Genomic DNA, 23263 nt, shown 5'->3' with positions numbered 1-23263 from the left:
CTGCCCCCGGAACTAGCGCTGCACCTCGGCAAAGATCTCGGTGATCGGCCGACGCGGCTGGCGCTTTTGCAGTTCGCGTACCTGCTCACTCAGCCGCAGCAACTCTTCACTTGGTTTGGCCCATTGATCTTCCGGCAGCGGTTCCGACCATTTGCGCATGGCTTCGGGCAGTGCCTGTTTGCCGATCCGTTCGAGACGGCGTACTTCCCATTCGACGAGGTGGTTGGGAATCGTCCACAAGGTCATGACGTGGTACAGGTACCAGAAAAACCCGGACATTCGCGTGCGTGAACCTTCACGGATCTGTTGGTGCATGCGTGCGCGGGCGTTGCGGAAGGTGTGCAGGCCTTCGTGGGGTGGGTCGTCGGGGCCTTGCAGGTCTTGCAGATCCTGGATCGATTTGAGGTCGTGGATTTCGTATTCCATGTAGCCGCGAATGGCTTCCCAATGGCTGATGGCGATTGGCAGGCCGGCGCATTGGAATTCGAGGCTGGTGAGGGTTTCGCCGTGGTAGAAACCGATGCCCATGCCGTATTGCCGGTGGATGCCGTATTGGGTGGCGCCTTGAGCTTCGATGATCCAGGCGGTAAGGGATTCCCAAGGAACAAAGACCGGTTCGGTGGCGCCTTCGGGCATGAAGCAGACTTCGCGGCGTTGGCGGTTGAAGCGGGTCGGGATGATTGAGGCGCGTTTTTTGTGGTTGTGGTGCCAGACGCCGAGGGTGATGAGCAGCATTAGAAAACAGGTTTCAATGGCAAGTCCTCTTGTCTCTTGAAAAATTCCTTCTATGTAACTCCAGATTTCGTCCCAACTATCTCCAAACATCAGCCCGAGAAAGCCGCCGACCAATGGAAAGAGAAAAGCGACTGAGAAAGACACGCTGAATGGCCCGCCCAAAGTCATTTGCCACATAAAAACCTCTGGCTTCCCCAACCCAAAATCCATGCAAACATCATTCAGCTCACCAATATGTGGACCATAAGGTGGAGTCAGTGTTGGTAAGGGTATTGGGGACAGATAGGTGACCTTACCACTCGGAAACGGCTCGACATCTCCTGCTTTTCGAGGTGTCTCGACTTGCGGAATAACTCCCGGCTCGACGTGATTATTCAGCATGAGCGGCCTGCTCCAGTAATTGGGTTTCAACTAGCAAAATCGATGGTTTCTCTTTCACCAGTTGCGGAGCAACCACCGCAAAATGTCCCTCCCCCCGTGGATCGATATGAATGACACGAGTGCGCGATGTCCATTCACCTTTGTCGTTCAAGTTCTGAACACAAACGGCCAACTCCAGAGTTTCCTTCGCTGGCGTGAATTCGGCCCCCATGCGCTGTTTGGGAAAACAATTCATGCGCGGCGCTTACCCGTAGATGCCATACGCTGCACCTCGGCAAAGATCTCGGTGATCGGTCGATGCGGCTGACGTTTTTGCATTTGGCGTACTTGCTCACTGAGTCGCAGCAACTCTTCACTCGGCTTGGCCCACTGCTCTTTCGGCAGCGGTTCCGACCATTGGCGCATGGCTTCGGGCAGTGCCTGTTTGCCGATTCTTTCGAGGCGGCGCACTTCCCATTCGACGAGGTGGTTGGGAATCGTCCACAGCGTCATGACGTGGTACAGGTACCAGAAAAACCCGGACATTCGCGTGCGTGAACCTTCACGGATCTGTTGGTGCATGCGTGCGCGGGCGTTGCGGAAGGTGTGCAGGCCTTCGTGGGGTGGGTCGTCGGGGCCTTGCAGGTCTTGAAGGTCTTGAATCGATTTGAGGTCGTGGATTTCGTATTCCATGTAGCCGCGAATGGCCTCCCAATGGCTGATCGCGAGGGGCAGGCCGGCGCATTGGAATTCGAGGCTGGTGAGGGTTTCGCCCTGGTAGAAGCCGATGCCCATGCCGTATTGCCGGTGGATGCCGTATTGGGTCGCGCCTTGGGCTTCGATGATCCAGGCGGAGAGGGATTCCCAAGGGACAAAGACCGGTTCGGTGGCGCCTTCGGGCATGAAGCAGACTTCACGGCGTTGGCGGTTGAAGCGGGTTGGGATGATTGAGGCGCGTTTTTTGTGAACGTGGTGCCAGACCGCGAGACCAATGAGCAAAATAAGGGGGTCTACCATTAGCGAGTTTTCATAGCCTGTTTCGAACATGCCCACCATTGACTCCCATATAGCCTCCTGTCCATACCCAAAACTAATCCCCATCAGTCCGGTAATTAGCGGGAATAAAAATATAACCAAGACAGACAAGCTCAATGGCCCGCCCAAAGTCATCTGCCACATAAATACTTGTGGTGACCCCAGCCCAAAGTCCATATGAACATCATTCAACTCACCAATATGTGGGCCGTAGGGTGGAATCGGTGCAGGCAAGGGTAATGGGGCTAGATAGGTGACCTTACCGCCCGGAAACGGCTCGACATCTCCTGCTTTTCGAGGTGTCTCGACTTGCGGAATAACTCCCGGCTCGACGTGATTATTCAGCATGAGCGGCCTGCTCCAGAAGTTGGGTTTCAACCAGTAGAACCGGTGGTTTCTTTTTGACCAGTTGTGGAGCAACCACTGCAAAATGCCCTTCTCCCCTTGGGTCGATATGAATGACACGGGTGCGAGATGTCCATTCACCTTTGTCGTTCAAGTTCTGAACACAAACGGCCAACTCCAATGTTTCTTTGGCTGGGGTGAATTCGGAATCGGGATCTACCGGGTACTGGAGGCATAGCACCAAGCCTTCCGCTGATGATTTGACGATGCGCAGGCTACGGAGGATCTCTTCGCTGACCACATCCTTGCGCTCTCGTGGGGTTCCACGACTGTGAAGCGGCATCGAAATACGGTGGGCGCCGATGCCCAATAGGTGAGTAGCTTTTCCGCCGAGAGGCGGCAATAGATCACCCAAAGTCAGTCTGGGTAACACGAGGTGGATATCGCTGGGTCTGGCTTTGAACAGCAGGTTCTTCAGCCAGGAATCATAAGGATTGGGTCCCAGTTGGGCGTAAGGCGCGTGGATCAGAAAAGCCAGATAGCTCTGATAGTCTTCCAGCGAGTGGTTCCCGCGCATTTCGGCATCCCGGCTCCAGGGAGTGATTTTCAGCCATTTGTCATGGGCACTGAGGTTGTAACGGTTGAACAACCAGGTACCACTGAGCTCCAGCACTGTGAACAAGGCGCCGGCAAGATTGAAGCGAAAAAACACGGTGGAAAGACGTGTGCCAGCAGCGGCCCATGCGGCTGTTCGCGCTGCTTTGTCGGTTGCGGAGATTACGGTATAACCAGCGTATAAGGTCTGTCCCAGACCATATGCATTAATGGTCGTCATTCCGCCCGCACCCAATGTGGCTAGCACGGCCGCCCCCTGCGCCAATTGATTTCCGCTGCGAACCGCCTCCTGCCAATTTTGGTTTTGGTTTTTAAAACTGGTAAAAGAAACTCTCAAGCCCAAACCATACGTAAAGATGCCAAGCCCAATATGTAATTTGCCCACTTGCACATGCACGTGCTGTAAGGCTTGAGGTTGAAGCGCAACTATTAGCGCTGTGCTACGAGCTTTCATCGCCGTATCCGCAAGACTTTGCGCCGCAGTAAACCCGGCCGCTCCCGTCGCAGCCAAAGCAGCAAAAAAGTCCGCCCGCTTCTTCTTGTCTCGGGTCTGCTTCATCAACTCCCTATAAGCCCCCACCAAATTCACCACCTGCACCAAAACCACCACCAACCCCATCCCTTCCGTCTTCACCAGACTCCCCGCCGACACCCCGCCCAATCCCGCCCGGATATTCCCCAACAACCCGCGCAGTTCCTGCTGCTGCGCCGGCGGAAATACCACCGTCACCCCTGCCCTCGCAGGCGTCGCGCCGTACAACCGGGCCGAGCGATCCGGCAGTTCTTCAATCGGGCTTAACGCTGCCGCCAATCGCCCTTCGATCTGCGTCAGTTGCGCCCGCACCCGCACGATCTCTTCCTGCAGCTCCACCGCTCTCGCCGTCTTGTGCCCCTGACGATTCTTGTTGTGGGTGATCTGGTTGCGCTCACGGTTGAGGGTCTTGAGATATTCGCGTTCGCGCAGAACCTCCTTGATCACCGTTTGCAGCGCGGACTGCTCAGCCGGGCTGGCGACGGTGAAGGTCACGCCGCTGGTTTTTGCCGCGTCGAACAGGCGCAGGCGCAGTGCTTTGGGCAGGCGCTGGAACAGTTCATCGAGGTCGGGGATTTTCTCGGCCGAGAGGTCGAAGCCTTCCAGCACGCGGTTCAGGCCCAGATTCAGTGCCGGGCTGTAAGTGTCCTGCACCGCCGCCGCGACGACGCGGGTGTGTTCGGGCATTTCATCGAGGGCCGGCAGTTGCGGTTGTTCGATCTTTTTCAGCTTGGCCAGCCAGTCCGGCAGGTTGTTGAACGTGGCCATGAGGGCGTTGAACAGCGTTGAGTATTGCCCGCTCTGCTCCGATTGCAGGCGCAGCGGCAAGGTGTAGAAGACGGTTCGGGTCAGTTCCGGATGTTCCTCCAGATAACCGAGCATTTTTTCGCTGGCTTCGTCGCTGCGGCACAGGTCCTTGAGGCAGGCGTATTCGGCGCTGAGGGCCTGATGGAGTTGCGCCGCCACTTGCGCGTCGTAGTACCAGGCTGAACGATGGAAGCGTCCGCCGACCAGCAGTTGCGTGCGGTCGGCGGTGATGCGTTCGAGCATGCGGTTCCAGCGACCGAGGTCGTCACGCAGGAGGTTCAGTCGCTCGTCCATCGCCGGGCGGTCGATCAGATCGTTGATACCGCGTTTACCGCTGAGTAGCGGGCCATCGAGCACGTCTTTGATGCGCCGATCCTGATCCTTGCCGAGGCGGATCAGCGTCTCCAGATGCAGTTCGACAAAGTCCTGGGGAGCGACGGCTTCGAAGTACTGGCGCGTGTAAAAACGCCGATCCACCTCAGCCGTAGGGGCCAGACGATTCTGTCCCATGCCGTCATCAAAACCCTGAGCGCGCAGTTTTTGCAGTTCGGGAGGCGCCGGCGCATCGGCCTGGACATCCCCGCCCTTGTTCAAATAATCGAGCAACGCCTTGCGCGTATTCTCGCGATCCGGCTCGGGCAACTGTTCCAGATCGGCAAACAGGGCTTTGGCCTGCGGCTGTTCGCTGGTCTTGGCCAATCCGTCGACATCGGTCTCGCTCAGTTGGCTCAGCGACTCGATATAGCTGGCGAGCAGATAATCGCGAGCGTTGTTGCCGGTGTTGCTCCAGTCATCGACCCAGCCGACCACGGTGTCCTGATACTCGGCCAGATCGCGCATCACACCCAGATCGTCGTTGACCAGCAGAAACAGCGTGTCGTCCTGATAGGGCCCGCGCACCCGGCCGAGGAATTCGCCGATGTGCGCTGGGCGAAAACGCCGCGGTTGCTCCCACAGATAAGGTTCGCGTTCGTGCTCGGGAGCGTCGCTGACCTGTACGGTTGGCATCCGCGTCGCGTCAACCTCCGCGACAGGTTCCGCGCCGGCGGCCACCTCCGCCAACCACTGTCTGGTCTGCTCCACGGTGAGTAAATGCTCGCCACCGGTCAGACAATTCACCGCTGCAAGATCGACCGCCTGCATGAAGTACTCGCGCTCTTCGCGGCTGTCCAGCACCTGATGGCACTTGCCCGCCGTCCACTGCACCTCGGCCAAGGTCACGTACAACGTACTTCGCCGGGGAAAGATCAGCGCCGGATGCGCTTCAATCGCTGCGCGCTGATCCTCGCTGACCTGTTTGCCCTGGTGCAGCAGGGCCGTGACGATACCGTCGAGCATTCGGTATTCGTACAACTCGCCGCTGAGGCTGTCGATGATGTACAGCCAGCCATCGCGCAGCCGGCGAATGCCCAGCGGGCGGGCGGTCAAGGTGTACGGCAATTTCAATTCGGTGCCCGGATCGAACGCTCTTTCCACCAGGCCGTAGCTCAACGGCAGCAGTTGCACATGGGTTTGTTGCAGCGGGCAAGCCGCGGGCGCAACGATGGGGGCTTTCGAGGCGGCGGCAGCGTCGAGGATGGCGGGATGGGTCATGGGCGTTCCCTTTGACTGGCCCAACGCTGCGCCACATCAACGGCCAGCGTGAGGCGCTCGTCCGGTGATTGCAGAGAAGGCGTGTGGAACAAGTGGTGGATTTGCGGGTGTTGGGCGATATCGCGGCTGTCGAGCAACGCCAACAGGTTGGCGAAGTTGAACAACTCAGATCGGCTGCTCAGGCCAAGCGCGCTGGCCTGGGCTTCCATTTGCTGCAGCGTTGGCCAGCGCTGGGTCAGGGTTTCTCCGACATGAAATCGGGAAAAGTGCTTCAACAGATGCGCATCCAGATCCAGCAACGCTCGGCGCCGATCCACCTGATCCAGCGCCGCGTTCTGTTCCGGGTTCAGGCAATAAGGGACAGGCAGCACCGGACACTCGGCCTGCCGCGGCCGATGAACGTGCCAGACATCGTTGACGCAGTCCGCCGTTGCCACACAGGTCAAGGGCCCGAACAAGCGCTGATCGCCACTGGCATACAGCGCATGCACCACCCCGGCATCGGCCAGCCGCAACAACGCCGATTGCCCGGCCGGCAATTCGACACTCAGCAGTTTGCGCAGGTGTTCACCAACGCTGTGCATCGGCGCGCAGCTGAACAACAGCACGCCCCACTCTTGCGCTGCGTGTTGCAGGAAGAACCGTGCCAATGGCTCGTCAGCCCGCTCGATGGCCACGAGCAGAGGCGATAGATCGCGCAGTGCCGCGAAGGGTGGCTGGTCATACAGAGCAAATGTGCTGACCGAAGGGCTAATCTGCTTCAACCGCGTTGGCAGATCACTGATCGTCGCCCCATCCAGCAGCAAAAAGGCCTGGTGTCGGGTCCATGGCAAATCGTCGGGCAGATCGGTCGAAAGGCTCACGCGCGGGCAGCCTCGCAGATCAGACAACGCGAAGTGCGCGTAGACACCAGGGCGTGGCGTTGCTGAACCGGATCAAATGCCACTTTCAACAACGGCAACGCCCCCGGCACCAGCGGTTGCGCCGCCATTCCCGGCGCAGGCGCGCCGCCCTGAAGAATCGGCACGCTGCTGCAAATGCCTTCGGGCCCCAGCGTCAACCAATGCCCGCCGGCCTTGATCGTCACATGGGTGCCGCCGTCGATGACCACCTGCTGACCGGCCCCGAGGTGGATTTGCTGACCGGCGCTGAGCCGTTGGCTGGCGACCCGAATGTGGCGGTCGCCATGCACCCACAGGTGATCTTCCTGTTTGAGTTCGGTCAGGCGATTGCCGTGGGTCAGATGGTGTTCGTCGCTGTGCAGCTCATGACTGGCAATGCCGCCAACGACCACGGTGCGTTGATTGTCGACCTGGACTCGCTGGTCATTGAGCACAAGCTGGACAAGGTCACGTTGCGCGCGGATGGCGATCTCTTCGGCGCCTTTTTTGTCCTCGATGCGCAACTCGTTGTAACCGCCACCACCGGGGCTGCTCTGGCTGCGCCAGATACTGCGGGTCTGCTCTGCTGGCAGATCCAGCGGCACTGGTGTCACGGCGTTGGGCAGGCAACCCAGCACGAACGGCTTGTCCGGATCCCCCTCGGTGAACCCGACCAGCACTTCCATGCCGACGCGCGGAATCTGCACGCTGCCGTATTGGTCATGAGCCCAGCCTGTGGCTACGCGCAACCAGCAACTGGATTGTTCATTGAGCTGGCCTTCGCGGTCCCACAGCAGTTGGACTTTCACCCGGCCGTAGGCATCGCAGTAAATCTCTTCGCCGGGCGGCCCGGTCACCACGGCATGTTGGTTGCCGTTGATTCGGGGTTTACGGTGTTCGAGGGCGGGGCGAAAAATGACGTCCCAGGGCGTCGCGACGAAGTGGTTGCGATAGCCCTGAGTGAAGTCGTCTGCGGTAGCAAGATCGGTCGCCGACTCTTCCAGCACTTGCGGCTGTCGGCCAAGATGATCGACGCGGGTCAGCAGCCATAAACCGTTGTAATCGTCGCGTGGGTGCTCCCTGATGTCGACGAAGCTGCCACTGCGCAGCAGGCTCTGATCGCTGCGCCCCTGTGCTTGACGGTAATCGGCGCGATGCCGCTCAAGGGCGCGTTGACTGAGATGTCTACCCTGATCGCGATGAGTGAACTGACCGGGAAAGCGGTAATCTTCAAGCACTGGAAGCCGCATTTCTTTGGCTTCGGCGTCCAGTTGCACGGTTGGCTTTTCGAAGTGGTAATCACGGCGACTGACGTGCGTGGTGCGGGTTTCCAGGCGGACGTTGAAGCGGTCTATGACCGCAGTTTCGGCAACCATGCCGCTGCCTTGTGCATAAGCCGTCGGTGCAGCCGGCGTGGGGAAAGCGCTCTGATCATCACCGAATACCAACAGGTGCCCGTCGCGACTGTGCTGAAAATGAAAGTGCAGTCCCTCCTCCTCACACAAGCGCTGGATGAAGAACAAGTCCGTCTCTTCAAATTGCACGCAATACAGGCGAGGCCGGTAATCGGCGCTGAGCTGGAAACGCCAGGCATCCGGCTGCATGCCATGGTCGCTCAACACGCGGGCGATGATTTGCGGCACGCTCTGATGCTGGAAAATTCGTTGGTTATGACGATGGGCGAGGTATGCCAGATGGGGCACCAGAACAATCTGGTAGCGGGTCAAGCGTGTGCCCGAATCACCTTGGGCGACTCGATGGATCTGGCCGTGAATGCCAGAGCCTTCCGGGCAAAATGACAAAAAGGCAGGCCGGTGCAGCAGGGCTTCGAGATCAAGGTCGCGGCGTTCACTGACCAGCTCGAGTACAACCTCGTAGATTTGGTTGAGCGCTTCCCGGGCCCGGAATTCGAACACCTGAAGGTCGTGGGGAAAACCCTCTATCTCGAGTCTGAATACAACGGGTTTGCTGGCGCCAAACATCCACTTTTTCCTGTGCCTTTTTCAGGCTCGGGACTTTGCGTGGATCTACGGTTCAACGCAGTCAGGACAATCGTTTAATCATGTAGGACATGTCCGTGACGCCAGAAACAAGCCTGCCGCTTTAGCAAACTCCTACAGCAAGATCCGAGCTTCGGTGAAGGCAACTGCCGCAGCCTGTGAGCTGGCAAAAAAAAACCGCCCTTGCGGGCGGCTGAAGTGCTTCGCTCCTGAATCAGAACCCGAGGCTGAAGCTGATGGTCATCGCATGGTCGTTGCTCTCGTTCGACAGCTGCCCCGAGTAACCGATACCGAGTTTGCCGGTCGGGCTGATCTGGAAGTCCACGCCCGCTTCGACCACCGCGCTGTCCTTGGCAATCGGCACGCCCTGGGTGTTGAACGAGGCGCCGCCGTCGATGAAGGTCAGGTCGGCGTCAGGCTTGGTATCACCGAAGGCATGCCGCCAGCCGAGGGCCGCGCGCGGGGTGAACTGCCCGCCGTTGGCCAGGGTGATGACCTTGCCGGCGCGCACGCCCAGGGTCGAGAAGGTGATGTCCTGATCGGACTCGGCGCGCAGACGCCCCACCCCGCCTTTTTCCTTGGCCTTGTCGCTGTCGTAGTTGACGTACGCCAGACCCGCGAACGGTTCCAGGGCAATCCCGGCCGCTTCGATGGCATAGCCGACTTCACCGAACACCTGGGCGCTGCGGGCGTCGTAATTGGCTTTCAACCGATCGTTGTAGGCGCCGACGCTGACGTCGCGTTTGGTCTCGATGTCGTGCCAGCTGTACGCCGCACCAAGGCGCACCGCCAGGGCATCGAATTGCGAGTTGAGGTACGCCGCCAGGTGGTAGCTCTCGACCGTGGCATCCGAGCGACGATCATGGGCATCCAGATCGCTGCGGGTGTAGCCGGCGGCCATGCCGACGCGCCATTGGTCGTCGAGCTGCTTGTCGGTGCCGAGCATGAAGCCGCTCAGGTTGCGATCCAGTTTCGCGCTGTTGCTGTTGCCGTCCGACTCGCCCCAGGCGCCGAGTGCGCGAGCCCAGCCGACCATCTCGCCGTGGCAGCCGTTGCTGCTCAGCTGATTGTCGCTAGGAGCCAGGGCGCGGCGTGGATCGTCCGGCGCGCTGCACGACGGCTGGCGCATACGGTCGTTGACCGCGTCACGCACGTAGCGCGAATCCTCGAGGATTGCGCTGGCGGTGCTGGCATGGATTTCCCCCGACAGACTGTCGAAGGCGTTACGTGCCCCGGCTACGCTGAGGTTGACGATTTCGTCCTGCAACGCACTGCCCGCCGCACCGTTACGCATCAACGCCGAGGCGGTGTTGCGCTGGTTGCGGGTGGCGGCGACGTCGACGAACGAGTTGCCGTTGCGGCTGACCACCAGGTTCACTGCGTTCGGGTCATACACCAGCGCCGTGTCGAGGAACGCATATTGCGGCAGGTCGGCGGCGCTGAAGGTGCCGGTCACTCCGCCACCGGCGGTGATCAGCGAGTACACGGTATTGCCGGTGAACGGTGCCAGGCTGTTGACCTGCAGACCGCCGCCCAGGGTGGCGGTACCACCGACCGCCAGTGGGGTGGCGGTCGGCGAACTGACGGTCAGGGCCAGCACACCGTCGGCGGCGTTGGTCAGGTTGCCGGCGACACTCAAGGTGCCAGCCTCGGCACCGGATTGCACCACGCCATGGTTGACCAACGAACCGACGCTGCCGTTACCGCTCAACCCGGCGCCGTTGGCCACGGTGACCTGCCCGCCGAGCGAAGCCCGAGCCGAGCGGCTGCCGACCTGCAACACGCCTTGATCAACCGCCACCGTGCCACTGAACGGCTGATTACCGGTCAACAGCAGGGTTCCGGCCCCCCGCTTGGCCAATGCGCCGGTACCACTGAGCACACCGTTGAACTGACCATTGGCGTTCTGCTGGAACACCAGCAATGCGTTGTTGAGGATGTTGCCCTGCAGGCTGGTGGTATTACCGATCAGCGTACCGCCGCTGACCGTAGTCCCGCCGCTGTAGGTGTTGGCGCCGCTGAGGATCAGGGTGCCGGAATCCAGCTTCTCGATGCCGCCACTGCCCACCAGCGGTACGGAGATTTCCGCACTGCCACCGGCATTCACCCGCACCGGCGCGAGGCTGCCGCCCGGGCCGTTGACCGGGGTCAGCGTACCGCCGGCGCCTGGCACCAGGCTGTAACCGCTGGACAGGAACTGCAACCCGGTGAAGTTCTGATTGCCTTGCACCGTGACTATGCCGCTCTGCCCGCCGAACACGGCGAACTGACCGTTCGACGCCAGCGCCTGAGTACCGCTCGGATCGGTCCAGTTGGTGCCCGGCCCCCACACGCCGCTGCCGCCACCGATGCTGCCGTCCGGGTTGGTGGTGCCGCCGTTCCAGAACTGCACTTCACCCGGGGTGTTTTGCACCAGCAGGTTGACCTGATTGGCCAGCGCGGTCTGCAGGGTCAGGTTGGCCGCCGACACCGGCAGGCTGCCGTAGACCAGACCATTGTTGGTCAGGCTGCCGCCGTAACTGAACAGCTGATAGACCCCGGTACCGAAGCCGCCGGCGTTGCTGATGTTCAGCGTGCCGTCGAGGGTCAGGTTGCCGGCGACGTTGACCACCGTTGTAGAGCTGGCGGCCGAGCCGAGGCTGAAGTCCAGGTTGGTGCCTGAAGACAATGCCAGCGAACCCACCGACAACGGCGTTGCAGTGCCGCCGCCGGTCAGCGTCGCACCGTTGGCCAGTTGCACGGCGCCGGCGAACACGCCGCTGCCGCCGACCTTCGCCCCGCTGGCTACGTTGACGCTGGCACTGTTGAGCACACCGTTGACGTTCAGCGAACCGCCCTGCACCGCGGTGTTGCCGGTAAAGGTGTTGTTGCCGGTCAGCAGCAAGGCGCCGGTGCCGGTTTTGTTGAGTGTGCCGGCGCCGGTCAGGTTGCCGGTGTAGCTGCCGTCGCTGTTCTGCTCGAAAGTCAGCGCTGCGTTGTTGACGATGGCACCTTGCAGGCTGCTGGTGTCACCACGGGTGCTGCCGCCGTTCAGCGTCGTGCCGCCGCTGTAGGTGTTGGCGCCGCTGAGGACGAGGTCGCCACTGCCGTTTTTCACCAGGCTGCCGCTGCCGGTGATCGCCCCGATCAGCGTGGTGTTCTGGTTGCCGGCCAGGGTCAGTTGCGCCCCCAGGTTGATGGCGTTGGCCAGTTGCAGCGCGCTGGTGCTGTCGAGGGTGCCGTTGCCCAGCACGCTGAGGGCGCCGCTGCTGATCGCGCTGTTGTTGCCCAGGATCAGCGAGCCGCCAGACAGTTGAGTGCCACCGCTGTAAGTGTTGCTGCCGTTGAGGGTCAGACTCGACGCGCCGGTCTTGATCAGACTGCCGCTGCCGCTGACGACACCGCCGAGGGTCAAGGCGTTGGAGCCGGCGACGGTGAGTCCGCCATTGAGCACCACATCGTTGGCCAGACTGACTGCCGCGTTGCTGTCCAGCGCCGTGCCGTTGGCGGCGGTCAACACGCCGGTGCCGAGGGCCGCGTTGTTGCCGACCACGATCTTGCCGCCGTTGAGCGCAGTGCCGCCGGTGTAGCCGTTGGCCGCGTTGAGCACCAGCGTGCCGGTGTCGTATTTGCCCAGCGTGCCGGCGCCGTTGAGCGCCACGCCCACGGTCGCGGTGACGTTCGGATCGACCCGCACAGTCGCATTGCCCAGCGAACCGTTGACCAGATTCAGCGACCCGGCCGTGCCGTTCTGCAGGCTGTAGCCATCAGTGACGAACTGCATGCCAGTGAGGGTTTGCGCGCCGTTGACGGTGACGGTGCCCGCCGTGCCCTGGAACACCGCGAAGTTGTTGGTCCAGGCCTGATTGGTGGTGCCGTTGACGTCGGTCCAGTTAGTGGTGCCGGTACCCCAGGTGCCGCTGCCGCCATCCACCGAACCATTGGCGACCAGTTGGTTGCCGTCCCAGAACTGCACGGTAACGCCCGGTGCGGTAACCAGCAGGTTGATCTGGTTGGCCAGTGCGGTTTGCAGGGTCAGGTCGCCCGGAGTGACGCTGCCCGGCACGGTGCCGATCAGCATGCCGTTGTCGGTCAGGCCGCCGGTGTAATTGATCAACCGGTAAACGCCACTGCCGAAACCGCCGATGTCGCTGACGTTGAGGGTGCCGTCGAGGGTCAGGTTACCGCCGACGTTGACCAGCGCGTTGCCGCCACCGGAGACCGGTGTGCCGAGGCCGACATCGAAGTTGGAATTGGCGTTGAACACCAACGAATTCACCGACAGGGTGCTGCCGGTGGCGCCAGCCAGATGACCGCCGTCCGCCACGGTCACGGCTCCACCGAGCGAGCCGCCGCCGGTCAGGGTGCCGCCGCTGTTGACCAGCACACTGGCGCTGTCCAGCGAGCCGCTGACGTTCAAGGTGCCGGCGTTGACCGTGGTGTTGCCGGTCAGGCTGTTAAGGCCGGTCAGGGTCAGCGTGCCGGTGCCGAGTTTGCTCAGTTCGCCGGTGCCGGTGAGCACACCGCCGAAAATGCTGCTGGCGTTGTTGCCGCCGATGCTCAGCGTGTTACCGCCGCCGATCAATGCGGTGCCGCTGCCGGTCAGGCTGGCGAGGCTGCCCGAACCGCCGAGGTTCAGCGTCGCGGCATTGCCGAGATTGACTCCGGCGTTGCTGCCCAGTGCCGAGTTGCCCAGGGTGGTCAGGCTGCCGGACTGCACGTCGAAGGTGCCGCTGAAGGTGTTGTTGCCGGACAGCGTCAGGTCGGCCAGACCGTTCTTGGTCAGGGTGCCCGCCCCGGCGATCACGCCGCCGAGCGTCAGGTTGTTGTTGCCGGCCACGCTCAGGTTGGCATTGACGTTGAGGTTGTTGGCCAGCACCAGCGGCGCCGTGGTGTCGAGGGTCGACGCGCCCGCCACGGTCACCGCGCCGGAACCCAGGCTCGCCGCTGTGCCGAGGGTCACGGTGCCAGCGTTCAGCGTGGTGCCGCCGCTGTAGGTGTTGATGCCGTTGAGGGTCAGGTTGGAGGCGCCGTTCTTGATCAAACCGCCAGTGCCGCTGACCACGCCGCTGAGGGCCACGTCGCTGTTGCCGGTGTTGGTCAGATTGGCGTTGAGCACCACGTTGTTGCCCAGCGACACCGAAGTGTTGCTGTCCAGCGCCGAAGCACCGGCCACCGTCAGGTTGCCCAGACCGAGGGCGCCGTTGCTGCCGGCGGTCAGGGTGCCGGCGTTGAGGGTGACGCCGCCGAGGAAGTTGTTGGCCCCGCTCAGGATCAGGTTGGCCGCGCCATTCTTGGTCAGGCTGCCGGCGCCGTTGATCGCACCGCTGAGTGTCAGATCGTTGCTGCCGACGATGCCGAGGGTGCCCGCCAGGTTGATCGCATTACCCGCCGTGACAGCACTGCTGGCATCCAGAGTAGTGCCGTTCGCCGCGTTCAGGGTGGCCGAACCCAGCGCGCTGTTCGACGCCAGAACCAGTCCGCCCGCATTCAATGCCACCGGGCCGAGGAAGGCGTTGTTGCCGCCAAGGGTCAGGTTGGCCGAGCCGTTCTTGATCAGCCCGCCGGTGCCGTTGATCACACCGTTAAGGGTCAGCGCGTTGCTGCCAACGATCGTGAGGTTACCGTTGAGCGTGGCCGCGTTGGTCAGGGTCACGGCGGTGTTGCTGTCCAGTTGCGTGCCGGCATTGGCGATCAACGCACCGCTGCCCAGCGCGGTGTTGCTGCCGACCACGATTTTGCCGCCATCGAGTTGCGTGCCGCCGGTGTAGCTGTTGGCGCCATTGAGCACCAGGGTGCCGCTGTCGAGTTTATTGAGAATGCCGCTGCCGTTGATGTTCACGCCGACTGTGGCGGTCACGCCCGGATCAACGCGCATCGCCGTGGTGCCGCCGGCACCGTTGACGGCGGTCAGCAGTCCCGAGGTGCCGTTGACCACGTTGTAGCCATCGGTGAGGAACTGCATGCCGGTGAACAGTTGCGTGCCGCTGACCGATACCGTGCCGGCCGTGCCCTGGAATACCGCGAAGTCGCCGGCCCAGGTCTGATTGACCAGACCATTGGCGTCGGTCCAGTTGGTGCCGGCGCCGTTCCAGGTACCGCTGCCGCCATCGACAGTGCCGTTGGCGATGGTCTGGCTGCCGTCCCAGTAACGAATGTCCGAATTCGGCGCCGAGACCTGAATGTTGATCTGATTGGCGACCCCGATCTGCACCACCAGATCGCCCAGCCCATAACCGACCGGCACGCTGGCAACGTCCAGGCCCAGATTGGTCAGGGCACCGGTGTAGTTGAACAGACGATACACACCGACGCCGAAACCACCGGCATCGGTGACGTTGAGATTACCGTCGAGGGTGAGGTTGCCGCCGACGTTCATCAGCGACGTGGTCGAAGGTGCCCCCAGCGCCGCATCGACATTGCTGCCGGCCGCGAGCGTCAACGATCCGGCCGAAAGTGTATTACCCGACGACAGGGCCAGGTGACCGCCGCTGTTGATGGTCATCGCGCCGAGTCCCGAACCGTTACCGGTGAGGGTGCCGCCGGTATTGACGTTGACCTGGGCACTGGCCAGCGAACCGCTGAGGTTCAGGGTGCCGCCGTTGACGGCGGTGTTGCCGACGATGCCGTTGATCCCGGTCAGGTTCAGGGTGCCGGTGCCAACCTTGGTCAGACCGCCGTTGCCGCTGAGGTCACCGTCGAAGGTGCTGGTGCTGCTCACCCCGCCCACGGTGAGGGTATTGCCGCCACCGATCTGCACGCTGCCGCTGCCGCTCAGGCCGTCGAGGCTGGCGCTGCTGCCGAGGTTGAGGCTGGCGCCGGCGCTGATGTTGGCGCCGGAGGTGTTGCCTAGCGCCCCGCTGCTCAGGGTGGTGACGCTGCCGGCGGCAATGTTCAGCGCGCCGGTGAAGGTGTTGGTGCCGCTGAGGGCCAGGTCGTCCAGACCGGTTTTGGTCAGGCTGCCGGCGCCGTCGATCACGCCGCTGAGGGTCAGGCCGTTGTTGCCGGCCACCGTCAACCCGGCATCGAGGGTGATGTTGTTGCCGAGGGTGAAAGCGCTGCTGTTGTCCAGCGTCGCGGCGCCACCGACAGTGAGCGTGCCGCTGCCCAGTGCGCCGGGCGCGCCGACGGTCAGGGTGCCGGCGTTGAGCGTGGTGCCGCCGCTGAAGGTGTTGGTGCCGTTGACGGTCAGGTTGGCCGCCCCGTCTTTCACCAGTTGGCCGGTGCCGCTGAGCACGCCGCCGAGGGTCAGGTTCTGCGTGCCGCCGACGCTCAATGCCGCATTCAGCACGACCGCGTTGGCCAGGCTGACCAGCGGCGAACTGCTGTCGAGGGTTGCCGCACCGCCCACCGTCAAGGCGCCGGTGCCGAGCGCCGAGCTGTTGCCGACGGTCAGAGTGCCGGCGTTAAGAGTGGTGCCGCCGACGTAGGTGTTAGTGCCGTTGAGGCTCAGGTTGGCGGCACCGTCTTTCACCAGGCTACCGGCGCCGGCGACCGTTCCGGTGAGGCTCAGATCCGCGCTGCCGCCCACATTGAGCGCCCCGGCGAGGTTGACCTGGTTGCCCAGAGTGACGGCGGTATTGGTATCCAGCGTGGTGCCGGCCGCTGCGTTCAGTGCACCGCTGCCCAGCGCGGTGTTGCTGCCGACGATCAGTTTGCCGACGTTCAGCGCGGTGTTGCCGAAGTAGGTGTTGGCGCCGTTGAGGATCAGATCGGCCGGGCCGCTCTTGATCAGGCCGCCGACACCTGAGACCACACCCGCGAGCGTCAGCGCATTGCTGCCACCGATGGTCACGTTGCCGCCAAGGTTGACGTTGTTGGCCAGGCTCGCCGCCGTGCTGGCATCCAGTGTGGTGCCGTTGGCGGCGTTGAGTACGCCAGTGCCGAGGGCGGTGTTGGAGCCGACGACCAGGGTCCCGGCGTTCAGCGAAGTAGCGCCGGTGTAGGTGTTGTTGCCGGTCAGGGTCAGGGTCGAAGCACCGGTTTTGATCAGGTTGCTGCCGCCGCTGATCACACCGCCCAGAGTCAGCGGGTTGGCGCCGCCGGTGGTGAGGTTGGCGTTCAGCGCGATGGCGTTGTTCAGCGTCACGTTGGCGCTGCTGTTGAGCGTGCCGCCCGCCCCGCCCACGGTCAGCGTGCCGGTACCGAGCGCCGCGCCGTTGCCGACGGTCAGGCTGCCGGCGTTGAGCGCGGTGCCGCCGGTGAAGGTGTTGGCGCCGTTGAGGGTCAGGTTGGCCGTGCCGTTCTTGATCAATTGACTGGCGCCGCTGATCACCCCGCCAAGGGTCAGTGCATTGCTGCCGCCGATCCCCAGATTGCTGTTGAGAATGACGTTGTTGTTCAGCGTCACCGCGGTATTGCTGTCGAGAGTCGCCGCGCCGCCGACAGTGATATTGCCACTGCCCAGCGCAGCGTTGGCACCCGCTGTGATGGTGCCCGCGTTCAACGCAACAGCACCGAGGAACGTATTGGTGCCGTTGAGAATCAGGTTCGCCGCGCCGTTTTTGGTCAGCCCGCCGCTGCCGCTGACCACGCCGCCGAGGGTCAGGTTGGCGCTGCCACCAATGTTCAGGTTACCGCCGAGGGCGACGGCGTTGCTCAGTGCCACAGTGGTGCTGGCATCGAGGGTGGTGCCCGCCGCCGTGGTCAGCGCGCCGGTGCCCAGCGCGGTGTTGGAGCCGACGATCAGCGTCCCGGCATTCAGCGCCGTGCCGCCGGAGAAGGTGTTGTTGCCGCTGAGGGTCAGGTTCGCGGTGCCGTTCTTGATCAGGTTGCCGGCGCCGCTGATGACCCCGCTCAAGCCCAGTGCCTGAGTACCGCCGATGGTCAGATCCGCCGCCAGCGCCACCGCATTGGCCAGGGTTACGGCGGTGGTCGCATCCAGCGTAGTGCCGGCCGCTGCGTTCAAGGCGCCCGTGCCGAGGGCGGTGTTGCTGCCGACGAGCAAGCTGCCGCCATTGAGCGCGGTGGTGCCGCTGTTGGTGTTGTTGCCGGTCAGGGTCAGGCTGGCGCTGCCGCTTTTGGTGATCGCGCCGGTGCCGGAGACGATGCCGGCCAGGGTCAGGGCATTGCTGCCAAGCACGTTTAACGCACCGGTGATGCCGACGTTATTGGCCAGGGTCACGTTGCCGGTGCTGTCGAGGCTGGTGCCGTTGCTGGTGTTGAGTACACCGGTGCCCAAGGCGTTGTTGTTGCCGACGCGCAAGGTGCCGGCGCTGAGGCTGGTGTTCCCGGTGTAGGTGTTGATGCCGTTGAGGGTCAGGCTGCCGCTGCCGGTCTTGGTCAGGTTGCTGGCACCGCTGATTACCCCGCCCAGGGTCAGCGCTCCGGTGCCGGTTGCGGTCAGGGTGCTGTTGAGCGTGATCGCGTTGGCCAGCGAAATCGGCGTCGTTGCCGAGATGCTCGAAGCGCCGTCAACGGTGATGCCGCCGGTGCTGAACGCCTGGTTGTTGCCCACCTGCACCACCCCGCCGTTGAGCACGGTGTTGCCGGTGTAGGTATTGATACCGTTGAGGTTGAGCTGACCGCTGCCGATCTTGGTCAGGCCGCCAGTACCGGAAATCACGCCGTTGAGGGTCGTGCCGTTGATGCCCTGCAGGGTCAGGCCACCGGCGCCCAGACTGATCTGGTTGGCCAGCGACAAACCGGCATTGCTGGCCTGAAGAATCCCGCCGTTGGACGTCAGCACACCGCTGCCGAACGCGGCGTTGTCGTTGAACTGCGCGACACCGCCATTGAGGGTGGTCGCCCCGCTGACCAACGGCCCCTGCAAGGTCCAGGTGCCGCTGTTGAGGGTCAGGTTGTTGAAGTTGACGTAGGTCGCGCTGTACGCGGTGCCGGTCCCGGTGACGCCACCACCGACGCCGATCGGGTTTTGCAGGATCAGCGTGTTGGTGCCCCCCGCGCCGCCATCGATGGTGCCGGTCGGGGCGAAGGTCAGGTTGATGCCGACCAGGCCACCGAGGCCGACGGACACTTGCACACCGTCACCGACGTTAACGCTGGACCCGGTGATCGCGTAGAAGGTGTTGGTGCTGCCCGCCCCCATCGACACACCGCCGGTGATGTTACCGGCGTTGGTGAAGGTGTTGCCTGCTGCCGACGTCTCGAACGCAATCCGGCCGTTGATAGTGCCGCTGGCACTGTTGGTCATGTTGACTTGCGAACCGCCATACACCCCGACCACCGGGGTATCGGCCAGGGTGATACCGCCGACCGACAGCCCGGTGGACGTAATGGTGCCGTTGTTGGTGATGGTCGTGGTACCCGCCGCCGCGTTGTTCACGCCGATAGCCAGGCCGTCAATGCTGGTCAGGTTGAGGCCGAGCAACATCCCCGTGCCACGCATGATCCCGCTGGCATTGTTGACCACGCTGACCGTGCTGGTCGCGCCGGTGCCGATGAATGCACCGCCACTGAGGATCGACACCAGGCCCAGCAAGGCCGGGTCGACGGTGCCGGAGTTGTTCAGGGTGATATTGGCCCCGGTCAGGTTGATGACCTTGCCGCCCAGCGTCGCATTCATCTGCGCGCCCGAGTTGACGTTGACCGTCAGGCCGCTGGTGGCACTGCTGTAGTCATTGAGAAACAGCGGCAGGCTCGGAACGCCCGAACAGGTAATCGTGGAGCCCGCCGCCGAACAGGTGGCTAACGCCTGCTCGCTGACGCCACCGAACAGCAGTCCGACGACGCTCAGATGCACAGCAAGGGACAGTGGGGAAAAACGCGAAACGAGGGCGACACCAAACCTTGCTTCCACGGGCTACTCCTTTCGTGGCCGATTTCGTCCTTGAAGGCGTGTAACAGCTGCAAGATCCAACACGCGTATCAAGCGTATGACGGTCATCAGATAAACCGTCCTGTTCCAGACACACGCTAGTTGATGCCCCGCGAAGGGGCACCGGTTAAATAGTGTTAATACTTTTGTGCGATAAAGCCCTGCGTCGATACTTCCGGCTGTTCTGAGCAAGGGCTTGAGGATGATTTGAGGCGCTTTTGAGTGGAGTTGACCGAGTCGCCAGGTAATCCCACCAATCAATCGATTTTTCAGCCACTTGAGAAACTGGTACGGCTTATGCAAACGTTTGCGAGTCGCTGTTGACCGCATTTTCGTTACAAAACCGTACAGGCCCATGATTCCGGGCCTTGATCCGCAAAAAGGACTTTGAATGCACGCTTTTTCCTGCCACCGACTTCGCGGTGCGCGCACTTTTGCCGTTTCCCTGCTACTGGCCGGCGTTACCGGAGTTCTCAGCCACGCCGCGCTGGCGCAACCGGTCTTGCCCGACGAATCCGCCCAGGGTGAAGCCCTCAGCCCCGAAGCCAGCCCGCCAAAAAAAGGTGCGTACCTGTCGGACTGGTACAACCAGGACCTGATGCTGATCGGCAGCAAGGACATCAGCTTTGGCCCGCAACCGGCCGACGACATCTACCTGGAATATGAATACTTCGGGCGCAAGGGCCCGTTCGAGCTGTATGGCTACATCGACATTCCGAAGATCTTCAATATCGGCAACAGCCACGACAAAGGCGTGTGGGACCATGGCTCGCCGGTGTTCATGGAGCACGAACCGCGCATCTCCATCGACTATCTGGCCGGCCGCAGCCTGGCCATCGGGCCGTTCAAGGAATGGTACGTGGCGTTCGACTGGATCTACGACCACGGCAGCCGCAAAGAGAACCGCGCCAACACGCTGTACAGCGGTTTCGGCACCGACATCGACACCCATTCGCGGGTCAATCTGTCGGCCAACCTGTACGGGCGCTACCAGTGGGAAAACTACGGCGCCAGCAACGAATATTCGTGGGACGGCTACCGCGCGCAACTCAAGTACATCGTGCCGATCGACACATTCAGCAACGGCGCCTCGCTGACCTACATCGGCTTCACCAACTTCGATTTCGGCTCGGACCTGCACAAGGACAACCCGGCGCGCACCGCCAATGCCACTGTGGCGACCAACGTCTTGCTGTACTCGTTCACCCACCTGCGCTTCACCCTGGTCGGCCGTTATTTCCACAACGGCGGCAACTGGGAGGATGGCAGCGAGCTGAACTTTGGCGACGGCAACTTCCGGGCGCGCTCAAATGGCTGGGGTTACTACGCCGGCATCGGTTATCAGTTCTGATGCGATTGCAAACCCGCCGAAAAACAATGTGGGAGCTAGCCTGCTAGCGATGGCGTCAGCACAGTCAATATTTTCGTCGACTGCACTAGCGCTTTCGCTAGCAGGCTAGCTCCCACAGGGTTAGTCACTTTTTCTGAGAACTCAGGGGATGAGGATCACCTTGTCGCCACTGCCCTGATTCACATCGGCATACCGCGCCAGCCCTTCGGCCAGCGGCGCTTCGACAAGCCCTTGCGGCAGTGGCAGCAGGTCTTCGTCGAAGAACCGGCCGAACTGTTCCAGCATCGCCGCGCAGGCTTCAACGCCATACAGCAACGAGTTGATGCCGACCACCGAACCGCCCTTGCGATACAGCGCCAGCGCCGGCAGCTGCACATGCCCATCGACTGGCGCGGCGATGATCGCGATCCGGCCGAAGGTCGCCAATGCCGCCACCGAGGCCGGCAGCCAGAAACCGGTGGTGTCGAAAATCACATCGGCGCCGCCGCGATACACCGCGTTGACCTGCGCACCCAGATCCTCGGGTTTATCCAGCTGGATCGTCTGAAAACCCTGCGCCTGCAAATCCTTGACCTGCTCCGGCCGCCGCGCCGCCGCCAGCAACTGCGCGCCGCGCACTTTGGCCAGCGCCAGCGCCGCCGTCGCCACCGCCCCGCCGCCAATCACCAGCAAACGGGTTTCGGCACTGACCAGACTGCGCTCGAGTGCATCCCACGCCGTGGTGTAAGGCACCCCAAGACTGGCGGCCTGGGTGAAACTCAAATGCGAAGGCTTGTGCGCCACGCCATTGGCCGGCAGTTTGACGAACTGTGCGTGGGAGCCGTCGGCGAAGAAGCCCAGCTCACGCCCGGTGCCCCAGACCTCCTGGCCGATCAACGCCTGCGGTCCTTCGACCACCACACCGGCAAAATCCCGACCGGGAATACGCGGCAGCGTGGTGTACGGGAAACGCCCGAGCACGTTCTTCACGTCGCTGGGATTGAGACCAGCAGCCTTGATCTGCACCAGCACCTCGTCAGCGCCCGGCCCCGGCGTCGGCACCTCGACGAAGCGTAGGGACGACAGGTCGCCGGTTTTATCGAATTGCAATGCTTTCATGGAAATCTCCACCGAAGGGAAAAGACAGAATTCAGGACAGCCAGCCACTGACCAGTTGCCGACCCATCGGCCACAACTGCTCGCCCGCCAGCATGCCCAGCAGGCCCACCAGCGCGATGGCCGGCGGCGCCGGAGAACGGACATCCAGCGCGCCATACAGCAGGCCGACACCCAGACCGACCGCCAGTGAAATCAGGTAATTCATGGGATCACTCCGCCACAAAAGGAATGGGCAAAGTCTAGGGAAAGGCGGCGACCGGCATCGGCCAAGGACTTCTGAATTTCTGCCAAATCAGTCGGCGAGCGGCCCGCCATCGAATTGCGAAGGGGCGACACCCAGCTCCCGGCGGAACATGTCGCTGAAACTGCTCGGCGAATAACCCAGCTCACGGGCAATCGCGCTGACCGGCACACCCTGGATCAACTCCGCCACCGCCGTCGCCAATTGCACCTGACGCCGCCACTCGGCGAAGCCCATGCCCAACCCTTCCTTGAACAACCGTGCAAGCGTACGCACGCTGGCCCCGGCGTTTTCGGCATGCTGCTCGAAAGGAATATCCAGCGACGGCGCGGCCATCACCGCCTGACACAGACTCATCAACCGCCGGTCGGCATCGTCAGGCAGCGGGATCTTCAGCTGTGAACGCCTTGCGCGTTTCAGCTCCAGCAGCGCCAGCCCGACCAGTGCCTCGTAGTACTCGGCATCGCCGCTGTCGCCCTGCGCCACCAGTCCGACGATCAACTCGCGTAGCAGACCGCCGACCTCGATCACCTGCACCGTCTGATCCAGCGTCGCCGCCAGCGCCGGGCGCAGGTAGATATTGCGCATCTGCAAATCCGACACCACCCGAATCCCGTGGGGCACCCCTGGCGGCAACCACACCGCCCGCTGCGGCGGCACCACCAGCGCCTCGTGCGGCGTCTCGACCCACATCACGCCGCTCATCGCGTACAGCAACTGCCCCCACACATGCTCATGCGGCTCGATGAACAACCCACGCGGATACGTACGCGCCAGCGGTTGCACCGGCACATCGGTATCACTCAGATCAGGGGGCGCAGCGAGGGCCATGGCGAACATTCATCGGGGTTGGCGAAAGCGCCATGGTAACCAGTCCGACCGGGACCTCGCCATTGATAGATACCGTCGGACAA

11 protein-coding genes are annotated in these 23263 nt (G+C 62.4%); 1 reads left to right on the top strand and 10 read right to left on the bottom strand.

The window, feature by feature from the left end:
* Nucleotides 1–12: 12 nt before the first annotated feature.
* From CAF76_RS20225 to CAF76_RS20200, 7 genes are all read right to left on the bottom strand, one after another.
* Nucleotides 13–735, bottom strand: a complete 723-nt coding sequence (locus CAF76_RS20225) for a hypothetical protein (protein ID WP_256579641.1) — start codon at nucleotides 733–735, stop codon at nucleotides 13–15.
* A 370-nt stretch (nucleotides 736–1105) separates the two neighbouring features.
* Nucleotides 1106–1351 carry a hypothetical protein gene (locus CAF76_RS28520; RefSeq protein WP_143491862.1) on the bottom strand — a complete coding sequence of 82 codons (246 nt, stop codon included), beginning with the start codon at nucleotides 1349–1351 and terminating at the stop codon, nucleotides 1106–1108.
* On the bottom strand, nucleotides 1348–2478 hold the full coding sequence (locus tag CAF76_RS20220) for a hypothetical protein (protein ID WP_178076187.1): 1131 nt from the start codon (nucleotides 2476–2478) through the stop codon (nucleotides 1348–1350). The genes CAF76_RS28520 and CAF76_RS20220 overlap by 4 nt, the downstream gene beginning before the upstream one ends.
* Nucleotides 2468–6022, bottom strand: coding sequence for a toxin VasX (locus CAF76_RS20215; protein WP_085648200.1), 3555 nt, complete (start codon nucleotides 6020–6022; stop codon nucleotides 2468–2470). The genes CAF76_RS20220 and CAF76_RS20215 overlap by 11 nt, the downstream gene beginning before the upstream one ends.
* Nucleotides 6019–6885, bottom strand: coding sequence for a DUF4123 domain-containing protein (locus CAF76_RS20210; RefSeq protein ID WP_085648199.1), 867 nt, complete (start codon nucleotides 6883–6885; stop codon nucleotides 6019–6021). The genes CAF76_RS20215 and CAF76_RS20210 overlap by 4 nt, the downstream gene beginning before the upstream one ends.
* On the bottom strand, nucleotides 6882–8885 hold the full coding sequence (locus tag CAF76_RS20205) for a type VI secretion system tip protein VgrG (RefSeq protein WP_085648198.1): 2004 nt from the start codon (nucleotides 8883–8885) through the stop codon (nucleotides 6882–6884). The genes CAF76_RS20210 and CAF76_RS20205 overlap by 4 nt, the downstream gene beginning before the upstream one ends.
* A 232-nt stretch (nucleotides 8886–9117) precedes the next feature.
* Nucleotides 9118–19641: an autotransporter-associated beta strand repeat-containing protein gene (locus tag CAF76_RS20200; RefSeq protein WP_085648197.1), complete on the bottom strand. Its 10524-nt coding sequence runs from the start codon at nucleotides 19639–19641 to the stop codon at nucleotides 9118–9120.
* A 409-nt stretch (nucleotides 19642–20050) separates the two neighbouring features.
* Between CAF76_RS20200 and CAF76_RS20195 the strand changes: the two genes are divergently transcribed.
* Complete coding sequence (locus CAF76_RS20195; RefSeq protein ID WP_085648196.1) at nucleotides 20051–21010, top strand: nucleoside-specific channel-forming protein Tsx; 960 nt, start codon at nucleotides 20051–20053, stop codon at nucleotides 21008–21010.
* Nucleotides 21011–21151: 141 nt separating this feature from the next.
* On the opposite strand, the gene CAF76_RS20190 is transcribed toward CAF76_RS20195, so the two are convergent.
* The 3 genes from CAF76_RS20190 to CAF76_RS20180 form a co-directional block, all read right to left on the bottom strand.
* Nucleotides 21152–22108, bottom strand: a complete 957-nt coding sequence (locus CAF76_RS20190; protein WP_085648195.1) for a zinc-binding alcohol dehydrogenase family protein — start codon at nucleotides 22106–22108, stop codon at nucleotides 21152–21154.
* Nucleotides 22109–22139: 31 nt separating this feature from the next.
* A complete protein-coding gene (locus CAF76_RS20185; protein ID WP_074689141.1) occupies nucleotides 22140–22313 on the bottom strand; it encodes a DUF1427 family protein in 174 nt (57 codons plus the stop codon).
* Nucleotides 22314–22400: 87 nt separating this feature from the next.
* On the bottom strand, nucleotides 22401–23189 hold the full coding sequence (locus CAF76_RS20180; protein WP_085648194.1) for a helix-turn-helix domain-containing protein: 789 nt from the start codon (nucleotides 23187–23189) through the stop codon (nucleotides 22401–22403).
* Between the last annotated feature and the right edge of the window lie 74 nt (nucleotides 23190–23263).

Source organism: Pseudomonas sp. B40(2017) (genome assembly GCF_002112855.1).
GTDB classification, from domain to species: domain Bacteria; phylum Pseudomonadota; class Gammaproteobacteria; order Pseudomonadales; family Pseudomonadaceae; genus Aquipseudomonas; species Aquipseudomonas pharyngis.
This window is presented reverse-complemented; position numbering and strand designations above follow the sequence as displayed.

What these genes read in the sequence shown, in the direction of transcription:
- CAF76_RS20205 (WP_085648198.1), bottom strand. Translation starts at nt 8,885, where the DNA reads ATGTTTGGCGCCAGCAAACCCGTTGTATTCAGACTCGAGATAGAGGGT.
- CAF76_RS20220 (WP_178076187.1), bottom strand. Translation starts at nt 2,478, where the DNA reads ATGCTGAATAATCACGTCGAGCCGGGAGTTATTCCGCAAGTCGAGACA.
- CAF76_RS20185 (WP_074689141.1), bottom strand. Translation starts at nt 22,313, where the DNA reads ATGAATTACCTGATTTCACTGGCGGTCGGTCTGGGTGTCGGCCTGCTG.
- CAF76_RS20180 (WP_085648194.1), bottom strand. Translation starts at nt 23,189, where the DNA reads ATGTTCGCCATGGCCCTCGCTGCGCCCCCTGATCTGAGTGATACCGAT.
- CAF76_RS20195 (WP_085648196.1), top strand. Translation starts at nt 20,051, where the DNA reads ATGCACGCTTTTTCCTGCCACCGACTTCGCGGTGCGCGCACTTTTGCC.
- CAF76_RS20190 (WP_085648195.1), bottom strand. Translation starts at nt 22,108, where the DNA reads ATGAAAGCATTGCAATTCGATAAAACCGGCGACCTGTCGTCCCTACGC.
- CAF76_RS20215 (WP_085648200.1), bottom strand. Translation starts at nt 6,022, where the DNA reads ATGACCCATCCCGCCATCCTCGACGCTGCCGCCGCCTCGAAAGCCCCC.
- CAF76_RS20225 (WP_256579641.1), bottom strand. Translation starts at nt 735, where the DNA reads ATGCTGCTCATCACCCTCGGCGTCTGGCACCACAACCACAAAAAACGC.
- CAF76_RS28520 (WP_143491862.1), bottom strand. Translation starts at nt 1,351, where the DNA reads ATGAATTGTTTTCCCAAACAGCGCATGGGGGCCGAATTCACGCCAGCG.